Annotated in this window: 9 protein-coding genes and 2 pseudogenes; 10 read left to right on the top strand and 1 reads right to left on the bottom strand. The window is 38.2% G+C overall.

Annotated features, from left to right (window positions below):
• Positions 1-126: 126 nt before the first annotated feature.
• Positions 127-1,419 (bottom strand): hypothetical protein, encoded by a 1,293-nt coding sequence (locus HMPREF1210_RS07620; protein ID WP_016428066.1) that lies wholly within the window; start codon positions 1,417-1,419, stop codon positions 127-129.
• A gap of 297 nt (positions 1,420-1,716) precedes the next feature.
• On the opposite strand from HMPREF1210_RS07620, the gene HMPREF1210_RS18645 reads away from it, so the two are divergent.
• The 10 genes and pseudogenes from HMPREF1210_RS18645 to secA all read left to right on the top strand — a co-directional run bounded on the left by HMPREF1210_RS18645 (position 1,717) and on the right by secA (position 12,792).
• Positions 1,717-1,974 carry an MFS transporter gene (locus HMPREF1210_RS18645; RefSeq protein ID WP_081637790.1) on the top strand — a complete coding sequence of 86 codons (258 nt, stop codon included), beginning with the start codon at positions 1,717-1,719 and terminating at the stop codon, positions 1,972-1,974.
• A gap of 86 nt (positions 1,975-2,060) precedes the next feature.
• Positions 2,061-2,951: a LysR family transcriptional regulator gene (locus HMPREF1210_RS07615; RefSeq protein ID WP_016428065.1), complete on the top strand. Its 891-nt coding sequence runs from the start codon at positions 2,061-2,063 to the stop codon at positions 2,949-2,951.
• Between the two features lie 251 nt (positions 2,952-3,202).
• A pseudogene (locus HMPREF1210_RS18640) lies at positions 3,203-3,345 on the top strand (DDE-type integrase/transposase/recombinase); the annotation flags it as partial.
• A 22-nt stretch (positions 3,346-3,367) separates the two neighbouring features.
• Positions 3,368-3,590 (top strand): annotated as a pseudogene (locus tag HMPREF1210_RS18635) (DDE-type integrase/transposase/recombinase); the annotation flags it as partial.
• Between the two features lie 141 nt (positions 3,591-3,731).
• Complete coding sequence (locus tag HMPREF1210_RS07610; protein WP_016428064.1) at positions 3,732-4,316, top strand: nuclear transport factor 2 family protein; 585 nt, start codon at positions 3,732-3,734, stop codon at positions 4,314-4,316.
• 307 nt (positions 4,317-4,623) lie between these two features.
• Entirely contained in the window at positions 4,624-5,979 is a 1,356-nt protein-coding gene (locus HMPREF1210_RS07605) for a DEAD/DEAH box helicase (protein ID WP_016428063.1), read from the top strand.
• The gene (locus HMPREF1210_RS07600; protein ID WP_016428062.1) at positions 5,976-6,596 is read left to right on the top strand and encodes a ComF family protein; all 621 of its coding nucleotides are present in this window, start codon (positions 5,976-5,978) and stop codon (positions 6,594-6,596) included. The genes HMPREF1210_RS07605 and HMPREF1210_RS07600 overlap by 4 nt, the downstream gene beginning before the upstream one ends.
• A 118-nt stretch (positions 6,597-6,714) precedes the next feature.
• On the top strand, positions 6,715-7,275 hold the full coding sequence (gene hpf / locus HMPREF1210_RS07595; protein ID WP_016428061.1) for a ribosome hibernation-promoting factor, HPF/YfiA family: 561 nt from the start codon (positions 6,715-6,717) through the stop codon (positions 7,273-7,275).
• 515 nt (positions 7,276-7,790) lie between these two features.
• Positions 7,791-10,181: an EAL domain-containing protein gene (locus HMPREF1210_RS17285; protein ID WP_016428060.1), complete on the top strand. Its 2,391-nt coding sequence runs from the start codon at positions 7,791-7,793 to the stop codon at positions 10,179-10,181.
• Positions 10,182-10,278: 97 nt separating this feature from the next.
• Positions 10,279-12,792, top strand: coding sequence for a preprotein translocase subunit SecA (secA, locus tag HMPREF1210_RS07585; RefSeq protein WP_016428059.1), 2,514 nt, complete (start codon positions 10,279-10,281; stop codon positions 12,790-12,792).
• Positions 12,793-12,810 lie beyond the last annotated feature (18 nt).

Below are 12,810 nucleotides of genomic sequence, written 5' to 3'. Positions count from 1 at the left end.
GATTTTCAGTACTTTTGGTGTAATAGATTTATTGTAACAATTTCAATTACGTAAATTGTGTATATAGTTTTCATCGTCACAAGATTTTATTTGAAATTCAATCAGTATGTGTTCCAAATAGCCCCTTTATAATAATAATTTATAAACTTTCCTTGGACGACCTTTTGTACGTGGATTTTCCTCAGCTATAACTTGAGCAAGTCCATTTACCTCTAACTCACTTAATATGCGTCTAGCACTACGTGTTGTAATTTGCATATATTGTGCGAGATCATTAGCACTCATTTCTTCGTTTAAACGTTTTTTTATAATCGATTTCAATTTATGAAGCGTAGCTACACTGAGAGATGTTTTTTCTCTAATAGATTTCATTTCTTCTGATATGTAAGAATAAGTTAGTTGTTCTTCTTGACCAAGTGGGCCTGCAATTCTCTTATCATCAAAGCAAACTGCCCATGAACCTTTTCCCCATTTTCTACTTTGTAATAAAGCGTTCCATGCATTGATTTCAGCTTCATATGCTGAATGACCAATACCAATTCCGCAAGTCTCCACTTCTTCCTTTAATCCCCTAAATGTATCAATCTCTGCTATATGTGTGAAGTCGTTGGTGATCTCTTGCAAAAAACCTCTTGTTGAAAAGATCATATATCGACCTGGACCAATAGAAAGATAGGATCCTTGAATCTTATTTGAATATGTACGCAATTTATTCATAAATTCGAGTTCAATTTCATGAAGTTTATGAGTTGTAAATGCTGTATTTGCCAAGCCAGCAAAAGCAGCATCATATTCAATAATTTGCACAGCAATTTGAGCTCGTTTAAAATGAAGCATTTCATACATTCTGCGAATTTCATTTACAGCAGATTCAACTGAAATCTCTGTTTGAATGAGTCGATAGGCAGGAACGCCAAGCTTTTTTAATTGTTGAAGAATTGGATGACCTGTAACAGCCGCTTTAGTATATCCGTTAATATAGCATCGATAGTGAAAGTCGATTAATTCCTGTAATTCTAACATTTCCGGTACAACAAATTGTATTTTTGTTTTTATACCAACTTCTTGTAAGACTCGTTCAATCTCATCACGCGGGCGAAAATCGTAGCTTATTTCGTCAACTTTCAAATTATGCTCATGAGCTATATACAGCAATAAACTGTACATAGCAGAACCTTTGGAGTCAATGTAGATAATAGGATCGGTTAATTTCCCCCAATTTTGAACAATTTTATATGTAATTGGCCCAGTACACAGCCACATGGTTATATCATTTTTACGTGGTAAAACACGTTTATCTAAATCTTCCTCGGTTAAGCACTCTATTGGAATACAAGTTATGTCGTTGTATTTCTTCAAATATTGTTGAACTACTTCGATAGAATCGCTGGGTCCAAGTAAACCAAGTAATATACTCAATGTTCTTCGCTCCCGTCTATATATAGTGTAACAGAAAAAAAATGGTTAATAGAATTCTATAATTAAGTTTTGTGTTTTTTCGGAATATTGTGGTCAAATTTAAAAGATATGCTATAATTAAGGACAAATCCTTAAATAGACCGAAAAAAGAAATGCAAAATCTTTTATGGGGTAAGTGAATTTTTTAGAAAATAATTAAGTGGGACAACTATGGAAAAAGTACAATTGAGCAATGGGAAACGTTATTTTATTTTTCATTACTATTCTTAGGATGGATTGTTGATTCTTTGACGTTGTTTGTATGAATATTGCTATCATTCCCCGACTAATAAAGAATTGAATTTATCTCAAACACAGAGTGGAATGGTGATTAGCAGCTTTTGGTTAAGTAGTGGATGTATGTCACTTTTTGCAGGGTGGTTCTCAGACAAGTTTGGCTCGAGAAAAGTGATTGTAATCGCCACATTCATTATATCTTTATTTTCATTTTTAACTAGGTATGGTTGGGGCATTTGTTGCGATTTTAGCGATGCGCTTTATTCTTGGATTAGGTGATGGGGGATTGCCTACAGGCAGTAGTGTTGTGATTAAAGAAATTTTTAAAAAAGACGTTCACGCAAGAGCGATGGAGAGTAGCTATTATGGAATTAAGACACTTGAAAACTTTCAAATTTGTAGCAGAGTACTTAAATTTTACAAAGGCTGCGCAACAGTTAAACTTCACTCAACCAGCTGTAAGTGCACAAATTCAGACACTCGAACAAGAATTGAAAAAGGAGCTATTTTTACGGGTAGGAAAGAAGACCTTTTTGACGCCTGAAGGTGAAATCCTTAAAACATATACGGATCAGCTCTTTTCCATAGTAGATGAGATTGAATCATCATTCTCTGAACTTTCAAGTTCGTATGAAATTATAACGATTGCCGCTGGTGAAAGCTATTGTTCGAATTTTTTTCCTTATGTCATTTCTGAGCACTTGAAGCTATTTCCCCATATACAGATTAAGTTGATTTCCTGTAAAAGGGATGAAGTTATAAAAGGGGTAGAATCAAACAAATACGATATAGGGATTATTTCGGGCGAGCTATGTAAAAATGAAATTACAAACATCGTGATTGCAGAGGAAGACATGGTTCTAGTGGTTTCTAAAGATTTGTATGCTAGCTACCCGGAAGACCAATTACTGACGAAATTTCCTATAATTAAATATCAAGCTGAAGGATATTTTGAAATGATGATGAAAAAATATTTGAGGCAAGCAAAACTTTCATCACAAAACGTAATAGAATTTAGAAGTTTAGATGGGATCAAAAAGGCCGTATTAAATAATGTCGGGCTAGGGTTGGGAATCAGTGTCAGCATAAAAAAAGAAATTAGCAATGGTGATTTAGTTCCGATCCTAGTTAATGAGAACAAGGTAAAAGTAAAAACCTCTATCATTACGTTGAAGGAAAAAGAAAAAGTAGTAACAATTCAAACTTTTATTAATCTAATCCAAAAAATTTGGAACAGCATTTCTACTATGGAGTAATAAAGCTTTTTAGTAGTGTTATAACATCGTTATTAGTGTGGGGGAAACTTTGTGACAACAGGGCCATATTAAGCACTAGTGATGTCTGCACTTTATTACAAATCAAGGATTCCACTTAAAGAAAGTAGCCTTACTGCTTTAGGAGGTTCTAGTACAAAAACTTTAAAACAATTGCAATGAATCTCTAACTCTTGAACATACTGATACTATTATTCTACATAAGGTGTGCGATCTGTATAGAATAACAAAAATATATTGCAGTCGGTTCAAATGGAAATACCATTGACTTTTTCCTTAGTAAACGAGAGATACCAAATCAGCCAAGCGCTTCTTGAAAAAAGCCTTGGCTTTTTCTTATGTTGCCAGAAATCGTGTAATAAAAGTAGATGAAAATGTCGGAAAGTATCTAAACATGACAAGTAAACTATCTGAACAACATCGTGGAACAGGATCATCATTTCATTAAGAAGAGAGTCCTCCTAATGTTGGGGTTCAAATCTTTTGACACAGTACATCCATTCTTTCAGGAGTAGAAGCCATGCATTTGATAAAAAAGGAACAGATGATTTACGAGGTCATTCTGTTCAGGTTGACAGTTTAGCCTTCCAGGTTGCACAAAATGGAAATAGTCCACTATAATCCAAAGCCATCCAACAATCCTACGCTTTAATACACGAAACTTTCACATGATGTGTGTCGTCTCTATTCTGATTGCGGCTATAATTATTGTAAGGGCAATCATTTTATGACAAAATAGCCGAGTAGGAGGGACGAATTATAATGAAATTCAAATATATGATGGTGTTAGCGCTAATTTCAATATTACTGTCTGCTTGTGCAAGTGAAGAAGACCGAGGCGGTGCAGGTTCCGTTTCCGATGGGGAAACTTCAAGTGAAAATAATGCATTGGAACATGGTGTGAAGAATCAGGATCAGGAACAATCTGATGTTGGCTTTGAGATGTCGGGTTCTGATATTGAAGAGGCACAAGATGTGCCAGTAGATGAAAAGAAGGCAATATTGTCTGCGTTTGATACCTATATGACTTCTTTTAATAACGAAGACTTTGAGACGTATATGTCTGTCATCGCTAAAGAACCTGAAGGGTTTGATTACAAGGAAGAAGAAGAGATGATTAAAAAAACGTTTAAAGAATATAAAGTTAAACGGACAGCTGAAGATGTGACGGTCATTAAGTATGACAAGAGCCAAGCTCAGGTCTTTGCTTCACTTGCGATCTCGCTTGAACAGGAGTCAACAGGTGCTAAACTTGACCGAACAGGTCGACAAGTAACCGTTTTTGCCAAAGAGGATGGAAACTGGCGTGTCAGCAGTGTCTACTTCATCGGTGATGTAGCGGAATAAAGAAGATGAGAACCTCGCATAAGTGCGAGGTTCTTATTATTTAGGCTCAGGTTACATTAAACTGTAAATCAACGTATTTGAGCTATCTTCAAGATCCGCCAGAGCTAACAAGTATAAAATCCGCTTAACGCACGCTTCAAGCTCTTGCGGCATGTAAGGTGCAAATACACTTCTTCATAATATCAACTTCTTTGTTAAAAATTTTCCCTCTCCATACACCAATATGTCCATCTTAAATTGGCGAGTTCCACAATTGGGGATTATGATTAAATGATAGGAATGAGATATCCGTATAGGAGGGATGCTCATGAAAGAGATACAAACATTTTTAAGTGGCCGATTATGGTTGAAGGAACAAACCCCATTTCCTTTATCCGACATAGAAGATTTAATTGAAAAAGGATTTATTACCCCTCATCAAGGCATTTCATCAACTCATTTTTCACCATTACTAAAAACCAATCAACACCAATGTCGTCGTTGCGGATTTAACCAATTGACCTCTTTCCACTGTGCAAAATGTAAAGGTGTTTGCCTTTATTGCAGGCATTGCATTCGTATGGGCAGAGTGAGCAGTTGCACGGAGTTGATAACATGGACTGGACCTGTGATTGAACAAATCCAGTCACATCGGTTTTCATGGTCTGGCACATTGACATCTCAACAAGAACGAGCTTCAAATGAATTACTAGCCAGCGTTCGTCGAAATCAAAGTCATTTAGTTCATGCCGTATGCGGGGCTGGAAAAACGGAATTATTGTTTCCTGCTGTATTTGATTTGCTTGAGCGGGGACAACGTGTATGTGTGGCTACTCCAAGGACAGATGTTGTACTGGAGCTTGCGCCGAGATTCCAGCAAGTTTTTCCGCAAACAGTTATTCATGCTTTATATGGTGGCTCTCCGGGTTACACGGACTACGCACAGCTCATCATCGCAACAACACATCAACTGTACAGATTTGAAGAAGCTTTTGATGTCGTGTTTGTCGATGAAGCGGATGCTTTCCCATATACAGTGGATAAATCTCTGCAATATGCAGTGCAAAAAGCGAAAAAGAAAGAAGCTGTTGTTCATACTATTACAGCTACACCATCTGATGAACTTTTAAGACAAGCTGTTAATAAATCGGTCATATCTGTAAGGTTTCATGGTTTTCCTCTACCGATACCACGTTTTGTCGGGTTGTGGAATTATCATAAGCACATTAAAAAAGGTAAACTTCCCCAAAAATTAAAGATGTGGACTTTAAATTGCTTGAACCACTCCCGACCTTTTTTAATTTTCTTCCCTACAATTGAACTCATGGAAAAAGCTTTGCCCTTATTTCAGCTGTTGCACCCGGAAATTTTGTCAGTCCATGCAGAAGACCGTGATAGAAAAGATAAGGTCATTAAATTGCGTCAGAAAAAAGTTTGTGGCTTGCTGACAACGACCATTTTGGAGCGAGGAATCACGATTCCTAATGTTCAAGTAGCAGTAGTGGGTGCTGATGAGACGATTTTTACGAGCAGTGCATTAATCCAAATAGGCGGGCGTGTCGGTCGAGCGATAGATTATCCTGATGGAGATCTGGTGTTTTTTCATCATGGAATTTCGTTTGCCATGGATACAGCCAAGGCTACTATAGAAGCTCACAATAAGCAGGGTGGATTCAGGAGATGACGTGTTTACTCTGTTCAACACTATTTTTAGAAAGTGCTTCTTGGCAAAAACTATTCTTCTTCAAACAATCGGATGTTCTCTGTCATGGTTGCAGAGCAAAATTTGAAAAAGTACAAAATAATCAGATTGAAAATGAATGGTCGGGGACAATATATGAAGGTGCACTTGATACCGTTAGATCCATATACACTTACAATGACTGGATGAAGCATGTGTTTCAACAATATAAATTCCAGTTGGACGTGGAGCTGGCAACGATTTTTGCTGAAGATTTCAAACCGTTAAGAAATGTTCAGAAGTTGATAGTCCCTATTCCTCTACATCCGGAAAAGTTACAGGAAAGAACCTTTTCACAAGTGGATCAATTGCTCATGGCTGCACATGTTCCTTATACGCATGTGTTGGACAAAACTGTAAATCGTTCACAAGTCGGAAAAACAAGAAAAGATCGGATGTCCTCCGAATTAATTTTTTCCGTGTCCAAGAGTGTTCAAAATCAACACATTATATTGGTCGACGATTTATATACAACAGGCACCACACTGCATCATGCCGCATTTGTTTTGAAAAAAGCGGGGGCTGAATCAGTAGATGCAATTACATTGATTCGAGCATGATGCGACAGAAAAAGGCATTTATTCGACAAAATCCAGAAAAGTTTTTGGTTTGTAGCAGGAGTTTATAGGGGATATGTAGAATAAGGTTTACATAGCCTTAATTAAAGGAGGAGTTTACATGTTAAATTTTAATATCCGTGGTGAAAACGTCGAGGTAACTCCTGCGATTCGTGAGCACGTTGAAAGCAAGATCAATAAGGTAGAGCGCTATTTCAACGAAGATCTCCAAGCGAACGCAAATGTCAATTTAAAAGTGTATAACGACAGTCAAACGAAAGTGGAAGTAACAATTCCTTTGAAGAGTTTAACGCTTCGAGCTGAAGAACGTCACAATGATATGTATGCAGCGGTCGATTTAATCGTCGATAAACTTGAGCGTCAAATTCGTAAATATAAAACGAAAGTAAACCGTAAGTTCCGTGAACGTGAAGGAGTAGGTGCATACTTCGCAAACGTTGTTTCTCCTGAGCAAGCGGCATATCAGGACGAGAGTGAAGAAGAATTACACATCGTCCGTACAAAACAATTTGAATTGAAACCAATGGATCAGGAAGAAGCGGTTCTTCAAATGGATATGCTTGGACATAATTTTTACGTTTTCACTGATGCAGAATCTAATGGAACAAATATCGTCTACAAGCGTAGAGACGGTAAGTATGGTTTAATCGAAACAAATTAATCTTAATCAGTAAATGAGAAAGCCCAGAAAGATTTGGGCTTTCTTTTTTTATTTATTTAGCTAAATAAAGAGTGCATTTGCGCCTGCATTCCAGGGAACGAAGGTTAAAAACGCCTTGTCCTGCGTCTCCGGTTACTCGTTGCAAAATGCAATGCGAGAAATTTTGTGGCAACACCTTCATGACCTACTTCATGTTGGCCCACGTGTGAGACTAACAAATATGTGATTTGTTTAATTGTTGGCCCATGCGGCTAGCGCGAATGGCGATAAACATCAGCATCATTTAACAGCAGTAAAAATTATGATTTGTATAAATGCAGTAGATGTTAAAAAATGATTTGCGCCAGGATGCCTCAAGCGGAACGAATGGCTAGTATAAACGGATAAAAGCAACAGTGTTGAACATAGCCTGTAAAATTGATTTATTTGTCGATTGAGGAGGAATTCACTCGAATGAAGCGAATTATAACATTATTAATTGCTAGGTACTTCACTTAAATAGGGGAGGGGATTGGATGAAGAAAAGTCGATTTTGGAAAAGACTTGGATTTCGTGGGAAAGTGTTATTTGCCATGAGTGCAATTGTCATCCCAATCCTCATTGTGATGGCTTCTTTTTCATACAATTATTCAAAAAACTTATTTGAATCACAAATGGAAGAAGAATTGGCCCTTGAAAACGAATTGGTGGTTCAGCAAATCTACACGTTGTTAAGTAGTAAAAGTGAAATTACAAAACAACTTGGAGAACTTGAAGATGTACGGGAACTTATGGAATCTTCAGTTGAACGGGAAAATGTAGAGGAGTCAAATACATATCAACAAGCAAATCAGCTTATGACAAGAGTACAAGAAAATACAGATGGTGTTGGTTTAGTATGGATGGCCTTTCTTGAGCCGAATTTTTTAATTGCAGATAATGGATACGTTACCGATGCCGCTTATGATATACATAAACGACCGTGGATTAAAAAAGCGAATGAAGCAGAAGGCTTATCATACTCAGATATTTATGTCGATTACACAACTAAGGAATTAACCGTGAGTGTCATTTATCCAGTCGAATCAGAGGGCAGACGTCTCGGTTATTTTGGTTTGGACATGCACCTGGATACGATTCCTAAATTGATAGGACCATATGAAACAAAGGAAAACAAGCATATTTTATTGACGGAGACAGGGCAAACATTATTTGACTCTGACAACATTAATAGTGAATTCGAAAACATTGCACTCGCTGAAAATGTATTTGAGTTAGTTAAAACATCAAAAGGAAACTTTTATGTGGAAACACAAAAAATTGATAGTACTGGGTGGCAAATGATTAGTTATGCACCCGAAAAAACAGTTACCCAACCACTTGCAGTTTTTGGGCAAATCATCGGTATATCATGGATCATCGCAGCAATTCTTATTTTAATCACCTTATCCTGGTTGCTTCGCTCCATGTTAAAAGACTTACCGACCATTGTGAAGCATGTCCGTCAAATGGAACGAGGTAATTTAGTCGCTAAGATGGGAATCAAAAGTAAGGACGAAATTGGTGAAATTGCACAATCTATCGAGCAGATGGGCAATTTGCTAAACCAACAAGTACAAGAAATTGACTATCAGGCAAGATTTGACTCATTAACGAACTTGCCAAACCGTTTTTCGATTGAACGTGAACTTGCCGGATGGATCGAAGAATTAACCGATTCCGATCAAATGATAACTGTGGCATTTATTGACCTTGATCATTTTAAACAAATCAATGATTCGAAAGGACATGCTTACGGGGATTCGCTATTAGTACAAGTAGCACATCGGATAAAAGACTTATTGCCAGAAAACAGCTGCTTTGGTCGCTTCAGTGGGGATGAATTCATTGTCTTGCTACATTCCAAAAAAGACAAATTCCCGGGAGTTCGAGCAACCCTAACTTCAATACATACTTCATTCGCAAAAGCATTTTATTTGAACGAACAAGCATTTTTTGTGACTTCTTCCATAGGAGTTTCACTTTATCCCATGGATGCTCAATCATGTGAGCAATTACTAATCAATGCAGATACCGCACTTTATAAAGCAAAAGCAGTAGGAAGAAACAGAGTCCTCTATTTCAATTATGAAATGAAGGAAGCATTCGAAAAACAGCATATGATGGAGCAAGGTTTACGTGAGGCCATCAAGTACAATCAACTTTCACTCGTTTACCAACCACAGTTCAACCTAAAAACACGCAAAACCGAAAGTCTGGAAGCATTGCTGCGTTGGCGACATCCAGAATGGGGAATGATTTCTCCTGCCGAGTTTATTCCCGTGGCGGAAGAGTCTGGGAAAATTCAGGAGATAGGTGATTGGGTACTTGAAACAGCCATTCGAGAAATTAAGAGTATTCATATGGAATACCCACATGTGTCGTCTGTAGCGATCAATGTCAGTACGATTCAACTACGGGAAACATCCTTCATTCATCTCTTGAAAACGTTGTTGAATAAATATCATGTAGATCCTGGCCTCATCGAAATCGAGATAACTGAGTCCATCTTTATTGAGGGTGGAGAAGAAGTGTTGGAAACGCTCGAAAAAATTCGAGAAATGGGCATTTCCATTGCGCTTGATGATTTCGGAACAGGTTATTCCTCATTAAATTATTTGCGTATTTTACCGATAAACCGTGTGAAAATTGACCGTTCATTTGTTCAGAAAATGGAGAATGATTCGCGTGTGCAGGCGATTATTAAGTCCGTCATTGACTTGTCCCACGATTTAGGGTTCAACGTAGTTGCAGAAGGGGTGGAAACACAAAAACAGCTCTTCTTAATAAAGGCTTTGAATGCAGATGTCATTCAAGGGTTTTATGGCAGCAAACCTTTGAACTGGACACAATTGCATGATTTTCTAAAAGATAGACAAACACTGTAGAGATATAGCCGTCATTTGCACCCCTATAGTTGCAGTGGTAAAATAAACCTTGAGACTATATAAAAAAACCTTGAGACTATATGGGAAGTGAATTTAAATGCTTGGAGTATTAAATAAAGTATTTGACTTAAATAAGCGTGATTTAAAAAGATTAGAAAAAGTTGCCGATCAAGTAGAGGCGTTTGCAAAAGACATGGAAGCATTAACTGATGATCAGTTACGTGCTAAGACTGATGAATTTAAAGGGCGATTGGAAAGTGGTTCCGATTTATCGGAAATTCAAGCGGAGGCATTCGCAGTAGTTCGGGAAGCAGCCAAACGAGTTCTTGGTATGTATCCTTTCCGCGTTCAAATTATGGGTGCGGCTGCACTTCATGAAGGCAATATTTCAGAGATGAAAACCGGTGAAGGGAAGACGTTGACGTCCACTATGGCTGTTTATTTAAATGCCATCACTGGAAAAGGTGTTCATGTGGTTACGGTCAATGAGTACTTAGCAAGCCGTGATGCTGCCGAAATGGGTCAGTTGTATAATTTCTTAGGATTAACTGTTGGATTGAATTTAAACAGTTTGAATAAGGACGAGAAACGTGAAGCGTATGCAGCTGATATTACGTATTCAACAAACAACGAACTTGGATTCGACTACTTACGTGACAATATGGTGTTGTACAAAGAAGAACATGTTCAGCGACCACTCTATTATGCAGTAATCGATGAAGTCGATTCCATTTTAATTGATGAAGCACGTACGCCATTGATTATTTCAGGACAAGCAGCAAAATCTGCTCAACTTTACCAACAATCAAATGCTCTTGTCCGTGTACTTCGTAAGGAAGAAGACTTTTCATATGATGAGTCGACTAAAGGTGTCGTATTAACAGAGGCAGGAATTGAAAAGGTTGAAAAAGCGTTTGGAATCGACAATTTATTCGATTTAACACATGTTCGCTTAAACCATGCCATTAACCAGTCCTTGAAGGCACATGCAAGTATGCATAACGATGTAGATTATGTGGTTCAAGAAGGCAACGTCGTAATTGTTGACTCCTTTACAGGACGTCTGATGAAAGGTCGCCGTTATTCGGATGGACTTCATCAAGCGATTGAAGCGAAAGAAGGCCTTGAGATTCAAAATGAATCGATGACCATGGCAACCATTACATTCCAGAACTATTTCCGTATGTACGAAAAACTTTCTGGGATGACGGGTACAGCCAAAACCGAAGAAGAAGAATTCCGCAATATATACAATATGAATGTCATTGCCATTCCAACGAATCGTGTCATTGGACGTGATGATCGTGCTGATTTAATTTACGCTTCAATGGAAGGTAAATATAAAGCCGTAGCGGAAGATATTGCACAACGACACAAAGCTGGTCAACCAGTTCTTGTTGGTACAGTGGCTATCGAAACTTCTGAAATTATTTCGAACTTGTTGACAAAACATGGCATTCGCCACAATGTACTGAATGCGAAAAATCATGAACGTGAAGCTGAAATCATCACAACTGCTGGCCATAAAGGATCTGTAACGATTGCTACGAACATGGCTGGACGTGGAACAGACATCAAACTTGGTGAAGGTGTCATCGAAGTTGGTGGATTAGCTGTCATCGGTACAGAACGACATGAATCCCGTCGTATTGACAATCAGCTTCGTGGACGCTCAGGACGCCAAGGCGATCCTGGTGTGACTCAGTTCTATTTATCAATGGAAGATGATTTGATGCGCCGTTTCGGTTCGGACAATATGCGTGCTATGATGTCTCGATTGGGTATGGATGATTCTCAGCCAATCCAGTCGAAAATGGTGACACGTGCGGTTGAATCAGCACAAAAACGTGTCGAAGGAAATAACTTTGATGCACGTAAACGATTGCTTCAATATGATGATGTTTTACGTCAACAACGTGAAATCATTTATAAAGAACGTTTGGAAGTGCTGGAAACCGATAACATGCGTGGATTGGTAGAAACGATGATCGACGAAGTTATTGAACGATCAGTTGCAGCTCATACTGCTTCAGACAAGCACGAAGAGTGGAACTATAAAGGTCTGGAAGATACAATTCAAGCAAATTTACTATCTGAAGGTGCCATAACTCGTGAGCAGTTGGAAGGTAAATCTGCGGACGAAATCACAGAATTTATTAAAGCGGAAGTTTACAAACGCTATGATGAAAAAGAAGAGGAAATGTCTCCTGAACGTATGCGTGAATTTGAAAAAGTTGTCTTGTTGCGTTCAATTGATTCAAAATGGATTGATCACATTGATGCGATGGATCAACTGCGCCAAGGAATTCACTTGCGTGCTTACGGACAAATCGATCCACTTCGTGAGTATCAAAACGAAGGATTTGCGATGTTCGAAGCGATGGTTGAGTCTGTACAGGATGATGTTGCGAAATATGCCATGAAGGCAGAAATACGCAATAACCTGGAACGTGAAGAAGTAGCGAAGGGCCAAGCGGTTAATCCGAAAGAAGAAGGCGGATCTGTCAAGAAAAAGCCAGTTCGTACAGAAGCTTCAGTAGGAAGAAATGAAATGTGCCCATGCGGCAGTGGCAAGAAATTCAAAAATTGCCATGGTGCTGTTGAAAGATAACGGAGGAATTTAGACATG

This window comes from Paenisporosarcina sp. HGH0030 (genome assembly GCF_000411295.1).
In the GTDB taxonomy this organism is placed as follows: domain Bacteria; phylum Bacillota; class Bacilli; order Bacillales_A; family Planococcaceae; genus Paenisporosarcina.
This window is presented reverse-complemented; position numbering and strand designations above follow the sequence as displayed.